Below are 23432 nucleotides of genomic sequence, written 5' to 3'. Positions count from 1 at the left end.
GTACTCGGTCATTGCGCCTTGCGGCCTTTCATCTTGCGCCAAGCAGGCAGCGGACACCAATCGCAGTCGCGGCGGAAAATGCTACAATTCAGAGCTTGTTTTGACTTATACGAGCGGCCGCCTGCCTGTTCGGGCCATTACGCTGCTCGTCCCACGTTACAGGAATCCAAGCGCCGCTATGTCGAAAACCCCTCGCGACCCACGCAAGATCCTGGTCACCAGTGCCCTGCCCTATGCCAATGGCTCCATTCATCTCGGTCATCTGCTGGAGTACATTCAGACGGATATCTGGGTGCGCTTCCAGAAGAGCCGCGGCCATGAATGTTATTATGTCTGCGCCGACGACGCTCACGGTACCGCCATCATGCTGCGGGCGGAGCAGGAAGGCATTTCACCGGAGGCGCTGATCGAACGAGTATCCCGGGAGCACCAGGAAGATTTCGCGCGCTTTCAGGTCGGGTTCGACAACTACCACTCCACCCATTCCCAGGAAAACCGCCTGCACAGCGAGCGGATCTATACCCGTCTGCGGGATGCGGGTCATATCGCCACCCGGGAAATCGAACAGATGTACGATCCGGTCAAGGGCCTGTTCTTGGCGGATCGCTTCATCAAGGGCACTTGTCCGCGCTGCGGGGCGGATGACCAGTACGGCGACAACTGCGAGGTCTGCAGCGCCACCTATACCCCGGCGGAACTGATCGATCCGGTTTCGGCGATTTCCGGCGCTACCCCGGAAGTCAGGAGTTCGGTTCATTACTTCTTCAAGCTGCAGGACTTCGAGCGCTTTCTCAAGGGCTGGCTGGTGGGCGGTCACGTTCAGGAACAGATCGCCAACAAGCTGCAGGAGTGGTTCGAGATCGGTCTCAACGAATGGGACATCTCTCGAGACGCGCCCTACTTCGGCTTCGAGATTCCCGACGCCCCGGGTAAGTACTTCTATGTCTGGCTGGACGCCCCCATCGGCTACCTGGCCAGCTTCCAGAACCTCTGCGACCGGGAAGGCCTGGACTTCGACGCCTACTGGAACCCGGATTCTGAGGCGGAGGTCTATCACTTCATCGGCAAGGATATCGTCTACTTCCATGCGCTGTTCTGGCCGGCGATGCTCAAGGGCGCCAATTTGCGCACGCCGAGCGGCGTCTTCTGTCACGGCTTCGTCACCGTCAACGGCGCCAAGATGTCCAAGTCCCGGGGCACCTTCATCAAGGCGAGCACCTACGCACAACATCTGAACCCGGAATACTTGCGTTACTACTTCGCCGCCAAGCTGACCGCCGGCGTCGACGATCTCGATCTGAACCTCGAGGACTTCGCCTATCGAGTCAACGCGGACTTGGTGGGCAAGGTGGTCAACATCGCCAGCCGCTGCGCCGGCTTCGTCAAGAAGTTCGGCGACGCCAAGCTGTCGGAACACTGCGCGGAGCCTGCCCTGGTGGCACGCTTTATCGCTGCCGGCGACGCCATCGCCGAAGATTACGAGTCTCGGGAATTCGCCCGGGCCATGCGCAGGATCATGGAGCTGGCGGACGCGGCCAACACCTACATCGCCGATGCGGAGCCCTGGGTGCTGGCCAAGCAGGAGGGTCGCGAGCAGGAGGTGCTGGAGATCTGCTCCGTGGGCATCAACCTGTTTCGTCAGCTGATGGTCTATCTGGCCCCGGTGGTACCGAAGATGGCGGCGGAAGCCCAGGCCTTTCTCAAGCTCGACAGCCTGGACTGGCACAGCCGCCACGAACTCCTGATCGGTCACGAGATCGACAAGTTCAAGCCGCTGATGACCCGAGTGGAACGAGAGCGTATCGACGCAATGATCGAGGCGTCGAAGGAGGATCTGGTGGAAGAGAAGAAACTCAAGGAAACCCCCAAGGGGCCGCTGGCGGACAGTCCTGTCGCCCCCCAAATTGCTTTCGACGACTTTGCCAAGATCGATCTGCGCATCGTGCGCATCGCCAAGGCGGAATATGTCGAAGGCGCGGACAAGCTTCTGAAGCTGACCCTGGACCTGGGGAGCGAAACCCGTACCGTATTCTCCGGCATTCGTTCCGCCTATGCCCCGGAGGCGTTAGAAGGCATGCTGACGGTGATGGTGGCCAATCTGGCCCCACGCAAGATGCGATTCGGCGTCTCCGAAGGCATGGTACTGGCCGCCGGCGACGAGGACAGCATCTATCTGCTGGAGCCCCACTCCGGCGCCAAACCGGGCCAGCGGGTCACTTGATCAGCCATGAGCGACTATCTGCTGATTCTGGTCAGCACCGCCCTGGTCAACAACTTTGTGCTGGTGCAGTTTCTTGGGCTGTGCCCCTTCATGGGCGTGTCCAACAAGCTGGAATCCGCCATGGGCATGTCGCTTGCCACCACCTTCGTGCTGACGCTTTCCTGCGTGGCCAGCTACCTGATCTTTCATTACCTGCTGGCCCCTCTGGGGCTCGAATACCTGCGCACCATCGCTTTTATCCTGGTGATCGCGGTGGTGGTGCAGTTCACGGAGTTGATGGTCAGGAAGACCAGCCCGCTGCTGCATCAGGTGCTGGGCATCTTTCTGCCCTTGATTACCACCAACTGCGCGGTGCTGGGGGTGGCACTGCTTTCCCTCAATCGTCAGTCGAGTTTCATGGAAGCTGCGTTATATGGCTTCGGCGCGGCGCTGGGGTTTTCTCTGGTGCTGGTGCTGTTTGCCGCTCTGCGGGAGCGCCTGGCGGTGGCAGACGTCCCCAAGCCCTTTCGCGGCGCCGCCATCGCAATGATCACCGCAAGTCTGATGTCGCTGGCCTTCATGGGCTTTACGGGGCTCGTGCAAGGCTAAGTGACAATAAACCATGCTGGAATTGATCCAAGATAACGGTATATTTGTTGCCATCCTGGCCATGCTGGCCCTGGCGCTGATCTTCGGCGCCCTGCTGGGCTTCGCCGGGGAGCGCTTCAAGGTAGAAGGCGACCCGGTGGTGGAGAAGATCGACGCCCTGCTGCCCCAGACCCAGTGCGGGCAATGCGGCTATCCCGGCTGCCGCCCCTATGCCCAGGCCATCAGCGAAGGGGATGAGATCAACAAGTGCCCGCCCGGGGGCGAGAGTACCATTGTCGCCCTGGCGGATCTGCTGGGCCGCGAGGTCAAGCCCCTGGATGGGGAAGCCCAGGATATACCCGAGGTGGCCTTTATTCGCGAGGAAGAATGCATCGGCTGCACCAAGTGCATTCAGGCCTGCCCGGTAGATGCGATTCTCGGCGCGGCGAAGCACATGCACACGGTGATCGAATCCGAGTGCACCGGCTGCGATCTCTGCGTGGAGCCCTGCCCGGTGGACTGCATCGACATGCTGCCCCGCTCGGACGCCCATGAGTGGCGATGGCCGCTGCCGCCGGGTCCGAGCCATGTCCCTGCCAGCCAGTTGATCGCCTCGGATCGCAGGAGTCTTGCCCATGGCTAAGGCCTTCGACTTTCCCGGTGGCGTGCACCCTCCCCAGCACAAGACGCTTTCCAACCAGACGCCGCTGATTCAGGCGCCGCTGCCCAGGCGGGTTGTGCTGCCGCTGGCGCAGCATATCGGCCAACCGGCGCAGCCCTGGGTCAAGGTCGGCGATATGGTCAAGACCGGGCAAGTGATCGCCAGCGCCGTCGGGCTGATCTCCGCGGACCTGCACGCCAGCATCACCGGCGAAGTGGTTGCCATCGAGGAGCGTCCCGTGCCTCATCCGTCTCAAGGCATGGCCCCCTGCATCATAATCGAAGGCGACGGCGTCACGGATGAATGGGAAACCCTGTCGCCGCTGGACTGGCACCAATCGAGTCGTGATGACCTGATCGAACGTCTGGCACGCTCCGGAGTGGTAGGCCTGGGGGGCGCCGGTTTTCCCACCCAGATCAAGGCACGGGTCGGCGAGCATCACGTTATCGAGACCCTGATCGTCAACGCCGCGGAGTGCGAGCCCTATATCACCGCGGACGATTTGACCCTGCGCACTTACGCCGGCGATGTGCTGGAAGGCGCCGAACTGCTGGCCCGGCTTTGCGGCGCGGAGCGTATCCTGGTGGGCATCGAAGACAACAAGCCCGCCGCCATCGAAGCGCTCGAGGTCGCGCTGGCGGATCGCCGGGGCGACCTGCCCATCGAACTCAAGGTGATTGCCACCCGCTATCCCAGCGGCGGTGAGAAACAGCTGATCAAGCGGCTGCTCGATCGAGAGGTGCCCAGCGGCGGCCTGCCGGCGGATATCGGTGTGCTGTGCCACAACCCAGGCACGCTGCTGGCGGCGCTGCGGGCGGTGCGGGAGGGCCGGCCGCTGGTCTCGCGGATCACGACCCTGACCGGGGAGGCGCTGGCGCGACCGGGCAACGTGGAAGCGCGCTTGGGCACCTCGATGGCGGAACTGCTGACCTTTGCTGGGCTCGATACCACGCAGCTTAGCCGCCTGATCATGGGCGGGCCAATGATGGGTTTCGAGCTGGCAAGCCTCGATCTCCCTTTGGTCAAGGCCACCAACTGCCTGATCGCCGCCAGCGCCCGGGAACTACCGCCCCCGACACCGGAGCAGCCCTGCATTCGCTGCGGCGCCTGCGAAGCCGCCTGTCCGGTGGCGCTGCTGCCCCAGCAGCTTTACTGGTTCGCCAAGGCTCGGGAGCATGACAAGGCGGAGCTCTTTCACCTGTTCGACTGCATCGAATGCGGCGCCTGCGATTACGTCTGCCCCAGCCACATTCCCCTGGTGCAGTATTACCGGGCCGCCAAGGGCGCTATTCGCGCCCAAATCCTCGAGACCCGCCGGGCGGAACATGCCCGCCACCGCTTCGAGCTACGCCAGGCACGTCTGGAACGGGAAGCCCAGGAAAAAGCCGCCAAACGGGCGGCGCGAGCCAAGGCGACATCAAGGATCGCCAAGCAGAGCGACAAAAACGAAACGGCGAGTGGCCTCGAAGATATCAAGACCCTGCGCATCGCCCAGGCTGCCGCCAAGGCGGCGCTGCGCAAGGCGGAGAAGGCCCTGGCCCGGGCGGGGGAAAGCGGCGACGGCAATCTGGAGGATCTCGAGATACAGCTGGCCACCGCCCGGGAAAACCTGCAGGCGATTCAGGCACGCATGGAAGCGGCTCGGGAGTCCGCTTCATGAAGCGGCTCGCTCCTCCCCGCTCCACCGGCCAGGTCATGGCCTGGGTACTGATCGCCACCCTGCCGGGCATCGCCGCTCTCACCTGGCATTTCGGCTGGGGCGTCTTGACCAACGTACTTTTCGCCGCTGCTCTCGGTGCCAGCCTAGAAGCCTTGGTGCTGAAATTGCGTCGACGCTCGTTAAAGCCGACCTTGCAGGACAGCAGCGCCCTGGTGACCGGCGTGCTGCTGGGGGCATCGCTGCCCCCGGGCTCGAGCTGGTGGCTGATTCTGGTAGGCATGGTCGCCGCCATCATCGTCGCCAAGCAGCTCTACGGCGGCCTGGGCCAGAACCCGTTCAATCCGGCCATGGTGGGCTATGCCCTGTTGTTGATTTCCTTTCCAGTACAGATGACCCAGTGGCTGGCTCCCCAAGGGCTATTCGGTCCCGAGGCGCTTTCCCTGGGCGATAGCCTGATGCGCTTCCTTGGTCCGACCGACGTCGATCATCTGGATGCCATCAGCGGCGCCACGCCTCTGGATGCCTTCAAGCACAAGCCGGAGGCTTGGCTTGCCAGCGAGTTCTGGGCAAGCCAGCCCTTACCTCAGGGAACATCGAGCGCCTGGCAAGCCGTGGCCCTGGCCTGGCTCGTCGGCGGTGCGATGCTGCTTTACCTGCGCATCATCAGTTGGCATATCCCCGTCGCACTGCTGGGAAGCCTGGGGCTGTTCGCCACCTTGGCCTACGCCGTCGACCCCAGCCAGCACGCCGGGCCAAGCTTTCACCTGCTGGGCGGCGCGGCGATTTTCGGCGCCTTTTTTATCGCCACGGACCCGGTCAGCGCCGCCACCAGCCGCAAGGGCAAGCTGTACTACGCCGCTGCTATCGGTCTGCTAATCATGCTGATGCGGGAATTCGGCGCCTATCCAGATGGGGTGGCCTTCGCGGTACTCTTGATGAATTTCGCCGTGCCTTTCATCGATTACTACACCCGGCCCCGCACCCTGGGCCATGCCAGGCCCGCTAGAGGTATCAAGGTCAAGCAGTTGGATGACAGGGAGGAGCGGCAATGAACCGCACCGTCTGTCAGGCCATGGCTCGCGGCGCCTTCAGTCTTGCCCTCTTCGCCTTGGTCACCGTGGGCATCGTCGCCGCCACCCGGGCGCTGACCGCGGAGCGCATCGCGGAGAATCGCCTTGCCAGCCAGTATCAGCTTCTGGGAGAAGTATTGCCGGATACGCTGCAAGAGGTGCCGATCCATGAACTGCTGGAAGGCGCTTTTCGCCTACCCGCCAGCCCTGAACTCGGCCAGAATAGCGCCTTTACCGCCTGGCGGATTCGCCAGGATGATGACGCCGCGGTGATCCTGCCGGTGATCGCGCCGGACGGCTACAGCGGCGCGATTCACCTGCTGGTGGGCATCGACGGCCAAGGCCGGATCAGCGGCGTGAGAGTCACCCGCCATCAGGAGACGCCCGGTCTGGGGGACAAGATCGAGCGGCGCAAGAGCGACTGGATCACCGGTTTCAAAAGCAAGTCCCTGGACGATCCGCCGGCGCAACGATGGGGAGTCGCCAAGAACGGCGGCGCATTCGATGCTTTCACCGGGGCCACCATCACCCCCCGGGCGGTGATCGGCGCGGTCAAACGCAGCCTTGAATACTTCGCTGCCCATCGGGATAAACTGCTGCCTTCGACGGGAAATTCATCATGAGCCAGTTCAACGAATTGACCCGCAACGGGCTCTGGAACAACAACCCGGCGCTGGTGCAGCTTCTGGGCCTGTGCCCGCTGCTGGCGGTAAGCTCCAGCGTGGTCAACGCCCTGGGCCTGGGACTGGCCACCCTGCTGGTCATGGTGGGTTCGAATGTCAGCGTGTCGCTGATTCGCCATCATGTCTCCACCACCCTGCGCCTGCCCGCCTTCGTGCTGATCATCGCCGCCTTCGTCACCTGCGCTGACCTCTTGATGCAGGCCTACGCCTTCACGCTGCATGGCATCCTGGGCATCTTTATCCCGTTGATCGTCACCAACTGCGCGATTCTCGGCCGGGCGGAAACCTTCGCCTCGAAAAACCCACTGCTGCCCGCCGCCACGGATGGCCTGATGATGGGCCTGGGTTTCGCCCTGGTACTGCTGCTGCTCGGTGCCCTGCGGGAACTCTTCGGCCAAGGCACCTTGTTCGGGGATATGCAGCTACTGTTCGGCCCCATGGCCCAGGGCTGGCGAATCGAGGTTTTCGCGAATTACGATTTTCTGTTTCTGGTGCTGCCGCCTGGCGCCTTTTTCGCTACCGGCCTGCTGATCGCCGCCAAGAACCTGATCGACGATCGTCTCGAAAAACGCCGCCAGCCGGTGACCGCCAAGGAAAGCCGCCGGGTGCGCGTCACCGGGATCATCAAGTAAGGAATGCCATGAACGCAGAAAAACGCCACGAAATCTTCGCCAGACTCCAGGCTGCCTTGCCGGAGCCCACCACGGAGCTGATCTGGGGATCGCCCTTCGAACTGCTGGTCTCGGTGCTGCTTTCCGCCCAGGCCACGGATGTGAGCGTCAACAAGGCCACCGCCCGGCTATTCCCGGTAGCCAATACGCCGCAAGGGATTCTCGACCTGGGTATCGACAAACTCAAGGAACACATCAAGACCATCGGCCTTTACAACACCAAGGCCCAGAACCTGATGAAGACCTGCCGTATCCTTGTGGACGAGTACAACGGCGAGGTGCCGGAAACCCGGCAGGCCCTGGAATCGCTCCCCGGGGTGGGCCGCAAGACCGCCAGCGTGATTCTCAATACCGCCTTCGGTCAGCCCACCATCGCCGTGGATACGCATATTTTCCGCGTGTGCAACCGTACCCGCATCGCCCCGGGCAAGAACGTGCTGGAAGTGGAGAAGAAACTGCTGCGCCATGTGCCCAAGGCGTTTCGTCAGGATGCCCACCACTGGCTGATCCTGCACGGCCGCTATACCTGCGTGGCTCGAAAGCCACGCTGCGGCAGCTGCGTGATCGAGGATCTGTGCGAGTTTCCGGACAAGACGGAAATCTCATGAGCTTTTTGAAATACCTGCTGCTGCCGCCCCAGATCAATATCCTGCTGATCCTGGCGGGCATTCTGCTATGGCGACGCTTTCCGACTCTCAGCGGCCTGGCGATAGTGCTGAGTACCCTGAGCCTATTGGTATTGGCATTGCCCTGGACCAGCTACTGGCTACGCCAGAGTCTGGAGCCGCCGCAACCACCCAGCCAAGAAGAACTCGCCAAGGCGCAAGCCATCGTGATCCTCGGTGGCGGTCGAGACGTGTCCGCGCCGGAATTCGATTGGGGGGATGCCCCCAATAATGCCACCTGGCGGCGGCTGGTTTATGGCGCCAAGCTTTATCGGGATACCGGTTTACCCATTCTGGTGACCGGCGGAGCGGATCAGCAATACGAGCGCCCGGAGGCGGAATTGATGGCCAACGCTCTGGAGCAAGTATTCAATATCCCGGTGAAATGGCGGGAATCCGAAAGCCGCACCACTGCGGAAAATGCCACCTACAGCGCAAAGATTCTCGACCGGGCGGATATCGGAACTATCGCTCTGGTTTCCCAAGCCTGGCATTTGCCTCGCGCAATACCGGAATTCACGCAGGTCGGACTAAAGGTGATTCCCGCCCCCACGGAGTTCGCCAGCCCGCCGCCTTCCGGCATCGCCGGCTGGGTACCTCGCGCCTACTATCTACGCAGCAGTTCCATCTCCCTGCATGAATGGCTGGGTCGCGGCTATTACCGGCTGCGTCATCGGATGGATGAAAACACAAGAACCGGCTGAGTGACTACACTACGAGGAAGGGAGTTCCAATAGCAACGAAACCGCAAGGAGCCTTAGCATGGCCAGGAACGTCGCTCAGAAACTGATCGAGGCCCATCTGGTGGAAGGCGAGATGAAACCCGGGGAACCCATCGCCATTACCATCGACCAGACCCTTACCCAGGATGCCACCGGCACCATGGTAATGCTGGAACTGGAGGCCATGGGCCTCGAGCGGGTCAAGACCGAGCTTTCCGCCCAGTACGTAGATCACAACCTGATCCAGGGAGACAACAAGAACCCGGACGATCATCTTTTCCTGCAGAGCTCCGCGGCACGACTCGGCGTGTGGTTTTCCCGAGCCGGTAACGGAGTCAGTCATCCGACTCATCAGCAGCATTTCAGCAAGCCCGGCAAGACTCTGCTGGGCTCGGACAGCCATACCCCGGCGGCGGGTTCCATGGGCATGCTGGCCATCGGCGCCGGCGGCATCGACGTGGCCATGGCCATGGCCGGGGAACCCTTTCATCTCAAGATGCCGGAAATCTGGGGCGTCAAGCTGACCAACAAGCTCAAGGACTGGGTCAGCGCCAAGGATGTCATCCTGGAAATGCTGCGGCGTCACGGGGTCGATGGCGGTACCGGACGCATCATCGAATACTACGGTCCGGGGCTCGAGTCGCTTTCCGCCATGGATCGTCACGTGATCGCCAACATGGGGGCAGAGCTCGGCGCCACCTCAAGCGTCTTTCCTTCTGACGAAGCGGTGAAGCGCTTCCTGACCGCGGTGGGCCGCGCGGACGACTGGCAAGAGCTCAAGGCGGACGAAGGCGCTGACTACGATGTCCACGAGACCATCGACCTGGCGAACGTCGAGCCGCTGATCGCCAAGCCCTCCAGCCCGGGTAATGTGGTGCCGGTGAGAGAAGTCGCCGGGGAGCCGCTCTCCCAGGCCTATATCGGCTCCTCCGCGAATCCGGGCTACCGGGATTTCGCCATCGCCGCGGCCATGGTCAAGGGTCGACAGATCCATGACTGGGTTTCCTTCGACGTCAATCCCACCTCCCGCTCTATCCTCGAGACCCTGGTGCGGGACGGCCACGTGGCCAGCCTGCTTGCCGCCGGGGCGCGGCTGCACCAGGCCGGCTGCAACGGCTGCATCGGCATGGGCCAGGCGCCGGCCAATGACACCAACAGCCTGCGTACCACCCCGCGCAACTTTCCAGGCCGCTCCGGCACCCGGGAAGATCGGGTCTTTCTGTGCAGCCCGGAAACCGCCACCGCCTCAGCGTTACGGGGCGAGATCACCGATCCGCGGGATCTGGATTTCGACTATCCCAGGATCGAGGAGCCGGATTCGCCGATCATCAACACCCAGAACCTCTTCGCTCCCCTGAAGGAGGAGGAAGCCAGGAAGGTCAAGCTGATCAAGGGGCCCAACATCGAGTCGCTGCCGGAATTCGAGCCCCTCGACGACAACCTGGAACTGCCCATCCTGGTGAAGGCCGAGGACGACGTCTCCACGGACGAGATCATGCCCGCAGGCAGCGAGGTGCTGCCCTATCGTAGCAATATCCCCAAGATCGCGGATTTCGTCTTTCGCGGGGTGGACGAGGACTACGTCAAGAAGGCCAAGGACAAGGGCGATCATATCGTTGTCGCCGGTGATAACTACGGCCAGGGCTCGAGCCGGGAACACGCCGCCATCGCCCCGCGCTACCTGGGATTGCGCATCGTGATCGCTAAGAGCTTCGCGCGCATCCACTGGCAGAACCTGATCAACTTCGGCGTGCTGCCGCTGACCTTCGCCAGCGAAGACGACTACGACAAGCTGGAGGCGGGACAGTCCCTGAGCTTCGAAGGCCTGCACGACGCCCTGCAGCAAGATACGCTCAAGGCCAAGGGCGAGCACGGCGAGATCGACCTGAAGCACGGCCTGAGCCCGCGCCAGCTCGAGGTGCTGCTCGCCGGCGGGCTGATCAACTGGATGCGAAACAACAAGGAAGCGGCCTGACGGCTTGACGCTGACTTTCAAAACCCCGCTTCTTCCAACCGTTCCGCCAGTTGCTCGAGGATTTCCAGGCCTTGAATATCCGTGACGAGCATGGGCAGTCGGGGGCGCGGATAGTCCTTCAGCTCCCGGTCGATACGGGCGAGGTATTCCGCTTCCTGTTCCCGGCGGCGGCGCAGAAAGTCGCCATCCGCCTCTTCGGGAATCACCCGGTTGACCAAGGTCGCCGCCACCGGAATACCCGCCTCTTTCAAGGCTTTTACCGAGCGAACGGTTTCCAGGATCGGCAGTCGTTCCGGGGTCAGCACAAACAGGAAGTTGCTCGTCGCGCTATCTTCCACGGCGCGGCGGGCCTGCAGAAACAGCCGGCGCCGGGCCAGCAGGGTCTCGGCGATGGAGCGGGTGCGTTCGTCCAGATCGCTGTTGGCGTCTTGCTGAGGATCCGCAAAAGGAGAGTCCAGATCCCGCCCGCTTTTCGGCGTCAAATGCTGCAACACCTTGCCCAGTTCCTCGGACTTGCGACTATGGGAAAGCAGGCCTTCCGTCCAGGCGGCCATGGCTTCCGGCAGGCTCAAAAGGCGCAGGGTATGGCCGGTGGGGGCGGTATCGAAGACGATCAGATCGTAGGTATCGCTCTCCTGCGTCGCCAGCCGGGCAATGCGCTCGAGAAGCGCCGCTTCCTGAGTGCCGGGAGACTGGCGGGAAAGGCGCATCTGACGTTCCATCTCGTCCATCATGCGCGGCACCGTGAAACGGCGCATCTGACTGATCACTCGTTGCAGGTGCGCCTCCACCTCCGCATCCGGATCGATTTCCAGGGCGTCCAGATTGGGCAGAAGCCGACGCGGCCTGCCGCTCAGCTCCCGGTCGAAGACATCCCCCAGACTATGGGCCGGGTCCGTGGACACCACCAACACCCGGCGACCACGACCCGCCGCCAGCACAGCGAGCGCCGCCGCCATGCTGGTCTTGCCCACGCCACCCTTGCCGCCTACCCAGAGCAGACGGCGATCAAGTAATTTTTTCATAAAAGCAGCTATTGAAAATAAGCTATTAAATTGAAAACGTAGCGAGCGAAGACAGGTTGATCGCCGCCGGAGCACAGTAACCGGAGTTTACAAGTGTAAATGAGGATTACGAGCACCGCCGGCGGTCAAGATGTCGAGCGCAGTAGTTTTCAACAGCAACGGAAGTCATCCAAGGGCGAATGCTCCATCCCCATGCGTTTATGCCAGTCGTGGAAGCGCTCCAGCATCAGTGGCTGCAGCTCCAGGGTGTAATAGGCCACCGGGTTGGGAACCCCCATCAGTTCCGAGAACACCATCAGCATGAACAGGTCGTCTTCGTCTCGCTTGGCGCGAGCGATGGCGCCACGATAAGGGGCGCTGTAGAACTCCTCGGCGTAAAAACGGGCCCGGCTGAGCCAGGCCTTGAGTCTTTCCCGCCGGCGGGATTCGTGATCGGCGCTCATGGGCGACCTCCTCCTGTCAGGATGGGGCTTGAGCTTTCTCCTGACGCACGCGCTTGAGCGCTGCGGCGCATTCCATTGCCACGAGGATCGAGGCGATCAGCACCACGATATCCAGCCCCAGCAGGAAGTAGTTTTCCGCCTCATAAAAGCTTTTCAACTGGGCGAACAGGGCCAGCACCGTCATGACCAGCAGGAACAGCAGCGGCGCCAGGGTGTACCACATGGGCCGCCCCAAGCGCACCAGCATCACCGTGACCACCAGCAGGGTCAATCCCGCCAGCAGTTGGTTGGTGGTGCCGAACAAGGGCCAGATGATCAGACCGCCGGAGCCGTCCGCCCCGGCGCCGAAGGCCAGCACCAGGCAGGACCCCACTGCCAGCAGCGTGGCTATGGAAGGCTTCTTCATCCACTGCTGGTTATAGATCTCCCCCCACTCCTGGAAGATATAGCGCTGCAGGCGCAGGCCGGTATCCATGGTGGTGCCGGCGAACAACGCCGCCATGACCGTCAGCAGCGTGGCGGCGGTGGTTTCCGGCAGGCCGATGCCGTTGCTGATGATATAGGCGCCGCCCTCGACGAAGGCATTCACCCCGCCCTTGCCGAAGGCGTCGTACATGGCGCTCCACTCGCCGAAAGTGGCGAAGCCCGCGGTGGCGGCCAGGATCGCGCCCAGGGCCAGCATGCCCTCGCCCACGGAGCCGAAGTAACCGACGAAGCGGGCGTCGGTTTCCTTGTCGAGCTGCTTGGAAGTCGTGCCGCCAGCTACCAGACCATGAAAACCCGAGATTGCACCGCAAGCAATGGTGACGAACAGCAGCGGCACGATGGAAGGCGTGCCCTCCGGCACGTCGGTATTGTACATCGGCGCTACCAAGGACGGATTGAGCATCACCAGGGCCCCGTACAAAATGATCAGACCGATGAAAAGCTGCAGGCCGTTGATGTAGTCCCGGGGCTGCAGCAGCATCCACACCGGCAGCAGGGAAGCGATGGCGGCGTAGCCGAACAGCAGCAGAATCCATACCGCGTTGCCGGAAAGCGCTCCTACCTGCTCCGGCATCTGAATCGGCACCGAAGGCCCGACCCAGATCAGCGCATACAGCGCCACCACGCCGATGATCGATACCACCGCCAGATTGATGATGCGCCGGTAGATCAGTTGCCCGATGACCAGGGCCACCAGAATCGCGCCCCACACCGGTACCACGGCGCTGGGGAATTTCATCATCAGTCCGGCGATCACCACCGCGAACACCGCGTTGACCATCAGCAATAGCAGGAAGATGACGATCATGAAGATGCTGCGCGCCCGCTTGCCGACCACATCACCAGTGAGCGAGCCGACGGAGCGCGCCTTGTTGCGCACGCTGGCCCAGACCGCCCCGGTATCGTGAACCCCGGCAAAGAACACGGTGCCGAAAACAACCCACAGAAAGGCCGGCAGCCAGCCCCAGATCACCGCGATGGCCGGCCCGACGATGGGCGCCGCCCCGGCCACGGAGGTGAAATGATGGCCCCACAGCACATAGCGATTGGTGGGAACGAAGTCGACGCCATCCTCGAATTCATGAGCCGGTGTCTTGAAATCCGGGTCGAGTCGATAAATCCTCTCGGCAATGAACTTCGAGTACAGGAAGTACCCGAGCGCCATGATGCCGAGTCCCAGGGCCAACAGGACGATTGCACTCATTAGATTGTGTCCTCAAGCGGATTCGTTGTTGTCAATTTAATATAGTCTCTCGATGGATAAGCCATTCAACCATCGTTTATCGTTGCATGGACGTTTCTCAACCTACCCGACTCTTCCTGAAATTCGCCCTCAATCAAGACGCCCGCCCGAAGATCGCCGCCAGGTCGATACGCTTGTCCTCCGACTTGAGATCCAGCAGTTCTTCCAGGGCGTCCAGATGCTGCTGAACTCGGCAACGCGCCGCTTCCGCGGAGCCCTGCTTGAGCAAGGCCAGCAATTCGTCGTGGTCGCCTTCCAGATAGCAGGAGGACAGGCCGGCATACTTGTAGAGCGCGATCACGATGGACGTGCGCAGAATCAGATCCGTCAGCATGGCCCCCAGCACCCGGTTCGGGGAGTGATCCGCCAGGTAATGATGAATCGCCAGAGAATGCTCGATACGCTCGCTTTCATCCCCACGCAGATAGGCACTGCGCTCCGCCTCGACCAGGGTCGCCAGCGTCTGAACCTGGTTTTTCTGCAGGTTGCCGGTCAGGAGTGCTACCACTTCTCCCTCCACCAATCGGCGAGCGGCGAATATTTCTCGGGTCTCATCGATTCGGGGAGCGGATACTCGAGCCACCTGATTGGGCTGCTGAGCGACGATATGATCCGCCGCCAGTCGCGTCAGCGCCTTGCGTACCACGGAGCGACTGACGCCGAAAATCTCGCCCAGCGCCACTTCCGGCAAGCGAGTAGCCGGCGGCAGCCGCTGCATCAATACCGCCCGGCGAATCTGTTCGACGATGTGTTGATCCGTGATCCGCTCGCCGGTCTTGAATTCGGTAAACATGGCGTTATGCCAAGCGTTGTCCATAGTCCTGTCCTTGACGCCCCCTGCTGAATTTTATAAGACCAACCATCGCATGTTACCACTCGATTGACCATCGTTTAGCAAAAGGTTGTATACAGGGATAAGGGCTGCGCCCAATAGTCAATTGCTGCATGTACTTGTAAACAACGTTCAACGCGTGAAGCCAAGATCAACAGTACACTCCAACGACGATTGAACGATTTTCCGTTGAGAAGGCGCGTTTCGCATGGATTACGGTTTTTATCGGATTTTATCTATAGTAAAGCAGTAACCGGCGGCATCAGGATCGATGCAGATTTTCAGGCAAAGGACACACAATGCAAAAAAGAGTTGCCATCCCGCTGGGAGTTCTCGCCTTTCTGCTCGTCGCCGTTCTGCTGGCCTTGTTTGTCGGCCTGCCTTGGGCAAAAAACAAGGCAATGGGTATCGTCAGTGAAAAACTCGGTCGTGACGTTGTCGCCGAAGGCGGCATTCATCTGGCCTGGACCTGGCCACCGGGGTTGCGCATCGAGGACCTGCGCATCGCCAACGCCGACTGGAGCGACGAGCCCTGGATGGCGAAGATCGAAACCGTGGAAGCCAGCCTCGACGTGGGGGCCCTTACGAGCGGAAACATTCGCATTCCCGATCTGAACATCGTCGATCCCTGGGTGCTGCTGCAGCGCAACGAAGAAGGCATTGCCAACTGGCAGTTCAAGGCGCTGAAAAGCGAGCCTTCTCAAGAAAAAGGACCGTCTCAGATCCCCATATTCGAGGATATCGACATCACCGGTGGCAAGGTACTGTATCGCGCGCCGGACCAGCAGTTCACCGCTAGCATCCCGCAAATCCAGGGCGCGCTGACTGAAAAGAAAACCCGCCTGTCCGCAGAGGGGGAAATTGTCGACTCGCCTTTCTCGGTGAACGTGGAGGCCGGAGGAATCGCCGAGATACAGACGCCGGATAATCCTTTTCCCATCGATGCCAGACTGGATTTCGGCAACCTGCAGGCGTCCGTGGCGGGCAAGCTCGCCATATCCGGTGATGCCGAGGACAATCAGCTACAGCTCAAGATTCGCGGCCAGGGGGAACCACCGCTAGTCGCCGTTCTGACCGGCGCACCGGCACCTGATTTACCTTCCTATCAACTCAACGCCACCGTCGATCAGACCGACCCGCAGCGCTGGGCGCTCGACACTCTGAACAGCGAGTTTGGTGACAGTCGCCTGCAAGGCACGGGGTTACTCGATCTCTCCGGCGACCGGCCCTATATCAAACTGGACGCGGACGTGCCGCAACTGGATATCGCGGCGCTGCAGGAACTGGCGCCGGAACAAAACGCCCCGGCGGGCGAGGCTTCTGAAACGCCATCAGACGGCAAGTCATCGGATAGTAAATCTGCAGACACCAACACGGGGCTGGACCTTACCGCTCTTGCGGGTATTGATGCGGATGTTTCCATCGACGTTCAAGCCTTTCAAGGTATGGACGCCCCGGTAGAAAATGCCTTGCTGAATCTGAGCCTCAAGGAAGGCCGGTTGCGTATCGACCCCCTAAGCGGCCAGATCGCCGCCAACGAACTGGCTCTGACCGCCGACTTGAATGTCAATGACGTACCGGTTACCGGCCAGATTTCTGTAAAAGCGGATCAGGTCGACCTATCCCAGACCGCCCAGGCGCTGGAGCTGGAGGCCCGCCCTCCCGGCAAGCTGTGGCTGGATGCTACCCTAAACATCACCGGCCAGCCGGTAGCGGAAAACGATCTTTTCCTGCCCAGCCTGGGGCAGGTACGCCTGGCGCCGACAAAGCTGCGCTTTGAAGCGCCGAGCCTCGCAGCTAGTATCGATGCAACATTACAAACCGTCGAAGGATCGCGACTGAAGATCGACGCACAAGGCAGCTATCGGGATTCTCCGTTCGAGCTGGACTTCCTGGGTGACTCACCCTTGGCACTACGCGACCCAGAACGCCCCTATTCACTTCAAGCGACCGTAAACGCTGCGGATACTCGACTTTTCGCCCAAGGCAAGATTACCGAGCCGCTGACCCAGCAGACCCTGGATCTGCGTTTTGAAATCGAAGGCCCCAATCCGGAACGACTGGCTCCCTTGCTGGAATTTCCGCTTCCCGACTTACCACCCTACTCACTGGCAGGCCAGCTTTACCGTAAAGGCGACGAGATAAAAGTCACCGATTTCGCAGGGGAAGTCGGTGACAGCGATTTGAGCGGTGACGCAGAGCTGAATCTTGCCGGCAGCGTGCCAAAGATCGACGCCAAGCTGAACTCTGATTATCTGGATTTTGACGATCTGGGCGGACTGATCGGTGCCGAGCCGGATACTGGCGCTGGGGAAACCGTTTCTCCGCAACAGCAACGCGAAGCTGCCGCCAGGGAGGAAAGTGACTATCTGTTTCCTCGGGAGCCGCTGAACATCGAAGCCGCCACCGGTGCCATGCAGGCGGACATCGAATACCGAGCGACCCGGGTAGAAACGGATATCCTGCCCTTGGACGAGCTTTATTTTCAGGTCAATATCGGCAACGACCGCCTTGAGATCAAGCCGTTGGAATTCAATCTTGGCAAGGGCGACATTCACTTAGAGCTTAGTTTCGACACCGGCCGCGTACCGATCGCAGGTAGCCTGGAAGGCGAAGTGCGGCGCATCGATCTCAAGCGCGTGCTGGCACCTTTCGATATCGCCGATGAAAGTCTTGGTCAGGTCGGCGGACGAATGCGCTTCTGGATGCGCGGTGACTCCATCTACGATTTTCTTTCCAGCGCAGATGGCGGGCTGCTACTGGTAATGACTGGGGGAAGGCTCGATAGCCTGCTGATCGAGCTGGCCGGCCTGGACATCACCGAAAGCCTGGCTGCCCTGTTTGGAAACGCGGATTCAGTGCCTATTGACTGCGCTTATCTTGACCTGCCGGTGAAAAACGGTATTGCCAGTATCGAGACCGCGTTGATCGATACCAGCGACACACTATTCTTGGCGGATGGGAACATTTACTTTGCCTCGGAAACCCTGAACGTGGTTATCGAACCACGACCCAAGGACTTCAGCCTGCTGAGTCTACGTGCCCCGGTGCATGTCGAAGGGAAAATGCAAGATCCTTCGTTTATTCCAGGCGGTGCCTTGATGGGGCGGGGCATTGCCGCCGCGGCGTTGGCCGCCGCGACACCGATCGCGGGCTTGATTCCCCTGATCGAGCCTGGTACCGGCGAAGGCAGTACTTATTGCGACGGACTCACGGAGGCCATTGACCGTGCACGTAAATAACTTTTGCAAGGCATTGCTACTTGGCGGCTGGCTCCTGCTATTGGCAGGCTGTGCTACTACCGATCAGCAAGTGGAGCAGACGCCAAGAGCGGAAGCTGTTCTCGAAACTCGCGTCAAGGCAGCGTTGCTCGAGACGCCGGGACTCGGCGCCGCGGCGATCATCGTGCGTAAGGAAGGCCAGGGCGTGGTACTGAGCGGCTTCGTCGAATCCGAGGACAAGAAGGACCAAGCTGAGGAAATCGCCGCCGGTGTCGAGGGCGTGCAACGAGTGGATAACCAACTGGAAGTCAAATACTGAGCAAAATGGAAGGAGAATCAAGATGGCAGAGCATGACGTGATCGATTTCACCGGCGAGCCGCTACGCACCTCTCGGCGGCGCCTGGCGGATCTGCCGGATCGCGTAGTGGAAGGCGATCCCCAGCATGAAACCAGACTGATGTTCGAAAGCCCGGACGGCGCCATGATCGCCGGCATCTGGACCAGCACCCCGGGCAAGTGGCACGCCTTCACGGAGCGGGACGAATACTGCTATATCCTCGAAGGCCATTGCCGGCTGATCGACGAGGAAGGCAATGCCAAGACCTTTCGCAAGGACGACGCCTTCCTGATTCCCAACGGCTTTCGCGGCTACTGGGAAATCATCGAGACCACCACTAAGCATTTTGTGATTCGTCAGCACAATATCGACTGAAAGCCTGTTTATGATCTGCTGCGTGTCGGCCATACGTTGTTAAATTTGCTCTCAAAATGCTCATTTACTACGTGTAAACTGCGCTTTTTCGTTCAAATTTGCCTCGTCTGGCTCTAACTCGCTAGATCATAAATAGGCTTTAGGAGGTACTCAGGGTGTCGCGGCACCCTTGGCACACTCGTTCAGGCGCTCCAGTAATACCCGGCGACGTTTTTCGTCGAGGAAGGCCGACTGGATGGCGTTTTCCGCCAGGTCGATAAAGATGTTTTCGTCCCAGCCGAAAGCTTCATGGCAGGCCAGATAATTTTCCAATACGCCACCGCCGAAATAGGCCGGGTCGTCGGAGTTCAGCGTGAGGGTCAGGCCCGCCTCGAGCAGTTGAGGAAGCGGATGCTCTTGCATGTCGTCTACGACCTTGAGATGAACGTTGGAAAGCGGGCAGACCGTCAGCGGAATCCTGCGCTGCCTGAGTTCTTTCACCAGCGCCGAATCTTCCAGGCAGCGCACACCGTGATCGATGCGACATACCTGGAGCCGGTCCAAGGCTTCGCGTATATAGTCCGCCGGCCCTTCTTCCCCGGCGTGAGCGATACGCGCCAGTCCTAACTGTCGAGCCTGGGCGAACACCTCGGCGAATCGTCCCGGCGGATTGTCCCGCTCCGCGCTGTCCAGGCCGACGGCAGCGAGACGATCGAGAAACGGCGTAGCCATTTTCAGCGTCTGCAGCGCTTCCTGGGGGGAGCGGTCCCGCAGGAAGCTCATGATCAGGCGGCTGCTGATACCCCAGTTCCGCTCTGCCTCGCTCATGGCGCGAGTCAGGCCATCGATCTGCAGGTCGAGCCCGACGCCCCGGGTCAGGTGCGCCTGGGGATCGAAGGACAGCTCCACGTGCACCACGCCATCCCGATGGGCGCGTTCGAGATAATCCAGCGCAAGATCGAAGAATTCTTCTTCGCCGCGCAGCACGTTCATGCCCTGGTAATACACGTCGAGAAAGGATTGCAGATCCTCGAATTGGTAGGCAGCCCTCGCCTCGTCCACGCTTGCATAAGGCAGTTGAATCGCGTTGCGCTCCGCGAGCCGGAACATCAGTTCCGGCTCCAGGGTGCCCTCGATATGCAGATGCAGTTCCGCCTTGGGCAAACGTTTGAGAAATTCCCGCATGGCTTTCTCCGCTCCTTGTAGTTCAAGGGCTTTTCATAGCCGTGAATCCTCGACCAGGCGTCCTTCACGAAGTCGACATAGACGCCCTACGCCGGGAAGCGGCATGTCATCATCCCACTGATGAACAAGATAGATCACCGTTCGGCCCTCCAACCAGACATCGAGCCGCTTCGCGATCCGCCCAGCCAGAGGACGATCCAGCCCGGTGAAAAACTCATCGAGTATCACCAGCGGCGCGTTTGTCAGCAGCACTCGAGCCAACGCCAGGCGACGGGCCTGACCGCCGGACAGCTGTCGACCACCCTCGCCGACCCGGGTATCGAGGCCTTGAGCCAGGCCATCGACCCACTCCGCCAGCTCCACCTGGTCGAGGGCCCAGCGTAACGTTGAATCAGTTGCCTGGGGCGCGGCCAGGCGCAGATTGTCCGCCAGGCTGGCGTCGAACAATTCCGACTGCTGGGTCAGGTAGGCGGTGCTCGTTCGCAGTGCCTCGAGAGGCAGATGACGAAGATCGATACCATCGCGCAGCACTCGCCCTGCCTGGGGATCGATCAGACGCGTCAACAGATTGGCCAGGCTCGACTTGCCCGCTCCCGAAGCGCCGGTCAACGCCAGCCGTTGACCCGATGCGATGGTGAGGTCGAATTTCTCTAGCGCTGGGATCGGCGTGCCCGGATAACGCAGCGAGACCGCCTCGAAGCGGATCGCCGGCGCTCCCGAAAGAAGCGACTCCGGCGTTTCAGGGTCGAGCAAGGCGCTGCGGGAATCTCCCAAGGCATTGAGCCGTCGCGCGGCGGCTCGGGTCGCGCCGAACTGAGTGAACGCCACTGGCAAGGCAGCCAGCGTTTCGTTGAGCGCCAGAATGGCCAGAGGCATCATCACCAGCAGCGGTCCGCTCAGGCTCTCCGCCTGGTAGGCCCGTGCTCCCAGCCAGAGTACCAGCAGCAGCGTAATGCCGACTCCCAGCCCCACCAGCACATTGCCCAGGGCGCCAAGCCGGCCCAGCCGACGCTGATCGCGGTAGAGTTCGTGTTCGATTGCTTCGAGACGACGGCGATGCTCCGCCAGGCTGGCATAGGCTTTCAGCTCCGCGAGTCCCTGGAGTTCCTCGACGATACCCGCCCGCAGCCGGTCCAGAGTCGCGACTCGGCGCCGGCTTGCCGCCATGCCCAGCCGTGCCTGCCCTGCCACCAGCCACGCCCACAGCGGCAACAACAGGCCGAGCACCGCCACACCGGCGATGGGCAGAAAGATTGCCGCCAGTCCCGCTACCAGCCCTATCGTCAGCAGCGCCACAAGGGGCGGCGCCAGCAGGCGCAGATACAGGCTGTCCAGAGTGTCGATATCCGCGGTCAGCCGGTTGAGCCATTCACTGGCGCGATGACGGGAAAGCGCCCGGGCATCCAGCCTCGCCAGCACCGCGAACATGCCGGCGCGAAGCTCCGCCAGTAGCGCCAGCACGCTGGCATGATTGTAGACCCGTTCAAGATAACGACTGACGGTACGCGCGATGGCGAAGAAGCGAATACTGCCCCCGGGCACATAGACGTTCAAACTGGCGTTGACGCCGGCGGCGAGCAGCGCGCCGGTCAAGGCCGTGGCAGTAATGAACCAGCCGGAAAGTGCCAGCAGACCGATGGCGGATATCGCCGTCAGCGCCATCAATAGAGTTCCCAGCGTCAAACGTCGGGAATGGCGCGCCAGCAGACGCAGCCAGGGACGCAGTTCTACCAGGATAGCTTTCATGGCTCGCCCGCTTCGATATGCTGCTCCACTTTTCGGAACTGCCCCGATTCGAGACGCAGCACCCGTTCTGCTATCGCGATCAGAGCGGGATGATGGGTAGCGATTACCAGAGTACGGCCCTGCGCCGACAGCATCTTGATCGCGTCGATGACCTGCGCCTCGGTAACCTCATCGAGACTGGCGGTGGGCTCATCCAGCAGCACCAAGGATGCATCGCTGAGGAAAATACGCGCCAGGGCCAGCCGCTGAGCCTGGCCGCCGGATAGTCCGACGCCGCGTTCGGCAATGCGAGTTGCCAGTCGTTCCGGCAGGGTATCCAGAAATTCGCCGAGGCCGGCCTGATTCAGCGCCGCCTCGAGCTGCTGATCCGTGGCCTGAGGCGCGGTAACACGCAGGTTATCCGCCAGGCTGCCCTGGATCAGCAGGGGCCGCTGATCCATCCAGGCGAACCGCTCGCCCCGCTGGACAGAAACTGAGCCAGTGTCCGGGACGACAAATCCGGCAATCAACTGCAGCAGGCTGGACTTGCCGACCCCGGACGGCCCCACCAAGGCGACGCTTTCACCGTCCGCAACGGTCAAGTCCAGCGGTCCCAACACTCGTCCCCTGCCCGGATGCGAGAGCGTTACCCCGGCTAATGAAACAACTGCCTCCCGTTCAGTATTCGCAGCACGGGGCAGTTCTTCCGAGGTCTGCTCGGCAAGTAGATCGACCAATCCCTGGGCGGCACCAAGCGCGGCGGCCCGGTCGTGATAGTGCTGGGCCAGGGTGCGCAGCGGCTGGAAGAATTCCGGCGCCAGCAGCAGAATCAGCAGGCCGCTGAACAGGGTCAGCTGCGGCGACGGCCCGTAGCTGATATAGCCCAGCAGGCCAAAACCGATATAGATCGCCACCACCGCGATGGCAACGGAGGCAAAGAATTCCAGCACCGCGGAAGACAGAAATGCCAGGCGTAGCGTACGCATGGTGCGGTGGCGGTAGTCCTCGGCGGCGGCAAAGACTTCTTCGTGGGCACGGCCGGTACGACCAAACAGCTGCAGGGTGGTAATACCGCGAACCCGATCGAGAAAATGCCCGGCCAGACGAGTGACCGCAGCGAACTGCTCGCGGTTGAGCCGCTCGGCGCCCATGCCCACCAGAGCCATGAACAGCGGAATCATCGGCGCCGCCAGCAGCAGGAAAAGCGCCGCCAGCCAGTCGAGCCAGGCCACCACGGCAAGAATGATCAAAGGCAATAACATCGCCAGGGTTTGCTGAGGGAGATAACGCGCGAAATAGCCGTCCAGGGCTTCGACCTGTTCCACCAGTTGCCCGGCGATGCCCGCGCTATGGCGACCGGAAAGACGAACCGGACCCAGCTTTTCCAGGTGATCGAGCAGCTGTGCCCTTGCCTTATGACGTAATTGCAAGCTGGCCTGCTGAGCTAGGGCTTCCTGAGCCCATTGCAGCAAGGCGCGAAGCGCAAGGATTCCGATCAGCAGAAAAAAGACGAGGGCCAGGGCGTCTGGTGAAGTCCGTGCCAGTATCCGCTCGATCAGATAGGCCAGCAGCCCCAGCTGCAGGATGGTGCAAAGCCCCGCCAGAAATCCCATCAGCATCGCCAGCCGGAGCAAGCCCCGTGCCTGACTGGCCAGCGCTTTCAGCCAGTGGCGCGGGGTTGTGGG

The 23432-nt window shown here is 61.3% G+C and carries 20 protein-coding genes; 13 read left to right on the top strand and 7 right to left on the bottom strand.

What is annotated here, in order from left to right; translation table 11 throughout:
• Nucleotides 1-178 precede the first annotated feature (178 nt).
• Genes metG through FGL86_RS12350 form a run of 10 tightly spaced genes read left to right on the top strand, consistent with a single transcriptional unit; the run spans nucleotide 179 to nucleotide 10895 of the window.
• Nucleotides 179-2221 carry a methionine--tRNA ligase gene (metG, locus tag FGL86_RS12395; protein WP_147184839.1) on the top strand — a complete coding sequence of 681 codons (2043 nt, stop codon included), beginning with the start codon at nucleotides 179-181 and terminating at the stop codon, nucleotides 2219-2221.
• Nucleotides 2222-2227: 6 nt separating this feature from the next.
• Entirely contained in the window at nucleotides 2228-2809 is a 582-nt protein-coding gene (gene rsxA, locus FGL86_RS12390; RefSeq protein WP_147184838.1) for an electron transport complex subunit RsxA, read from the top strand.
• A gap of 13 nt (nucleotides 2810-2822) precedes the next feature.
• On the top strand, nucleotides 2823-3431 hold the full coding sequence (rsxB, locus tag FGL86_RS12385) for an electron transport complex subunit RsxB (protein ID WP_147184837.1): 609 nt from the start codon (nucleotides 2823-2825) through the stop codon (nucleotides 3429-3431).
• Nucleotides 3424-5109 carry an electron transport complex subunit RsxC gene (rsxC, locus tag FGL86_RS12380; protein ID WP_147184836.1) on the top strand — a complete coding sequence of 562 codons (1686 nt, stop codon included), beginning with the start codon at nucleotides 3424-3426 and terminating at the stop codon, nucleotides 5107-5109. The genes rsxB and rsxC overlap by 8 nt, the downstream gene beginning before the upstream one ends.
• Nucleotides 5106-6161 (top strand): RnfABCDGE type electron transport complex subunit D, encoded by a 1056-nt coding sequence (locus FGL86_RS12375; RefSeq protein ID WP_147184835.1) that lies wholly within the window; start codon nucleotides 5106-5108, stop codon nucleotides 6159-6161. Before rsxC ends, FGL86_RS12375 begins: the two co-directional genes overlap by 4 nt.
• On the top strand, nucleotides 6158-6802 hold the full coding sequence (rsxG, locus tag FGL86_RS12370) for an electron transport complex subunit RsxG (RefSeq protein ID WP_147184834.1): 645 nt from the start codon (nucleotides 6158-6160) through the stop codon (nucleotides 6800-6802). The genes FGL86_RS12375 and rsxG overlap by 4 nt, the downstream gene beginning before the upstream one ends.
• Nucleotides 6799-7494, top strand: coding sequence for an electron transport complex subunit E (locus FGL86_RS12365; protein WP_147184833.1), 696 nt, complete (start codon nucleotides 6799-6801; stop codon nucleotides 7492-7494). The genes rsxG and FGL86_RS12365 overlap by 4 nt, the downstream gene beginning before the upstream one ends.
• Before the next feature lie 8 nt (nucleotides 7495-7502).
• Nucleotides 7503-8141: an endonuclease III gene (gene nth, locus FGL86_RS12360; RefSeq protein ID WP_147184832.1), complete on the top strand. Its 639-nt coding sequence runs from the start codon at nucleotides 7503-7505 to the stop codon at nucleotides 8139-8141.
• The gene (locus FGL86_RS12355) at nucleotides 8138-8902 is read left to right on the top strand and encodes a YdcF family protein (RefSeq protein ID WP_147184831.1); all 765 of its coding nucleotides are present in this window, start codon (nucleotides 8138-8140) and stop codon (nucleotides 8900-8902) included. Before nth ends, FGL86_RS12355 begins: the two co-directional genes overlap by 4 nt.
• 58 nt (nucleotides 8903-8960) lie before the next feature.
• Complete coding sequence (locus FGL86_RS12350; RefSeq protein WP_147184830.1) at nucleotides 8961-10895, top strand: aconitate hydratase; 1935 nt, start codon at nucleotides 8961-8963, stop codon at nucleotides 10893-10895.
• 17 nt (nucleotides 10896-10912) lie between these two features.
• Here the strand turns inward: FGL86_RS12350 and FGL86_RS12345 are convergent, their stop codons facing one another.
• The 4 genes from FGL86_RS12345 to FGL86_RS12330 form a co-directional block, all read right to left on the bottom strand.
• The gene (locus tag FGL86_RS12345) at nucleotides 10913-11920 is read right to left on the bottom strand and encodes an ArsA family ATPase (RefSeq protein ID WP_147184829.1); all 1008 of its coding nucleotides are present in this window, start codon (nucleotides 11918-11920) and stop codon (nucleotides 10913-10915) included.
• A gap of 149 nt (nucleotides 11921-12069) precedes the next feature.
• Nucleotides 12070-12363, bottom strand: a complete 294-nt coding sequence (locus FGL86_RS12340; RefSeq protein WP_147184828.1) for a cory-CC-star protein — start codon at nucleotides 12361-12363, stop codon at nucleotides 12070-12072.
• Between the two features lie 16 nt (nucleotides 12364-12379).
• A complete protein-coding gene (locus FGL86_RS12335) occupies nucleotides 12380-14053 on the bottom strand; it encodes a carbon starvation CstA family protein (RefSeq protein ID WP_147184827.1) in 1674 nt (557 codons plus the stop codon).
• A 133-nt stretch (nucleotides 14054-14186) separates the two neighbouring features.
• Complete coding sequence (locus FGL86_RS12330; RefSeq protein ID WP_147184826.1) at nucleotides 14187-14909, bottom strand: GntR family transcriptional regulator; 723 nt, start codon at nucleotides 14907-14909, stop codon at nucleotides 14187-14189.
• Nucleotides 14910-15223: 314 nt separating this feature from the next.
• Here FGL86_RS12330 and FGL86_RS12325 point away from each other — a divergent pair, with 314 nt between their 5' ends.
• The 3 genes from FGL86_RS12325 to FGL86_RS12315 are packed head-to-tail and all read left to right on the top strand — an operon-like array spanning nucleotide 15224 to nucleotide 18858.
• On the top strand, nucleotides 15224-18166 hold the full coding sequence (locus FGL86_RS12325; protein WP_147184825.1) for an AsmA family protein: 2943 nt from the start codon (nucleotides 15224-15226) through the stop codon (nucleotides 18164-18166).
• Nucleotides 18153-18464 (top strand): BON domain-containing protein, encoded by a 312-nt coding sequence (locus tag FGL86_RS12320; protein WP_186764402.1) that lies wholly within the window; start codon nucleotides 18153-18155, stop codon nucleotides 18462-18464. Before FGL86_RS12325 ends, FGL86_RS12320 begins: the two co-directional genes overlap by 14 nt.
• Nucleotides 18465-18486: 22 nt before the next feature.
• Nucleotides 18487-18858 (top strand): cupin domain-containing protein, encoded by a 372-nt coding sequence (locus tag FGL86_RS12315; RefSeq protein WP_147184823.1) that lies wholly within the window; start codon nucleotides 18487-18489, stop codon nucleotides 18856-18858.
• Between the two features lie 150 nt (nucleotides 18859-19008).
• Here the strand turns inward: FGL86_RS12315 and FGL86_RS12310 are convergent, their stop codons facing one another.
• From FGL86_RS12310 to cydD, 3 genes are read right to left on the bottom strand one after another with little or no spacing between them, the layout of a single operon-like run.
• Complete coding sequence (locus FGL86_RS12310) at nucleotides 19009-20022, bottom strand: adenosine deaminase (RefSeq protein WP_147184822.1); 1014 nt, start codon at nucleotides 20020-20022, stop codon at nucleotides 19009-19011.
• A 33-nt stretch (nucleotides 20023-20055) separates the two neighbouring features.
• Nucleotides 20056-21768 carry a thiol reductant ABC exporter subunit CydC gene (cydC, locus tag FGL86_RS12305; protein WP_147184821.1) on the bottom strand — a complete coding sequence of 571 codons (1713 nt, stop codon included), beginning with the start codon at nucleotides 21766-21768 and terminating at the stop codon, nucleotides 20056-20058.
• Nucleotides 21765-23366, bottom strand: a complete 1602-nt coding sequence (cydD, locus tag FGL86_RS12300; RefSeq protein ID WP_147186190.1) for a thiol reductant ABC exporter subunit CydD — start codon at nucleotides 23364-23366, stop codon at nucleotides 21765-21767. Before cydD ends, cydC begins: the two co-directional genes overlap by 4 nt.
• Nucleotides 23367-23432 lie beyond the last annotated feature (66 nt).

Origin of the sequence: Pistricoccus aurantiacus (genome assembly GCF_007954585.1) — a bacterium.
Classification (GTDB): Bacteria; Pseudomonadota; Gammaproteobacteria; order Pseudomonadales; family Halomonadaceae; genus Pistricoccus; species Pistricoccus aurantiacus.
Note: the sequence above shows the minus strand (reverse complement) of the source record. Positions and strands in the feature narration are given on the sequence as shown.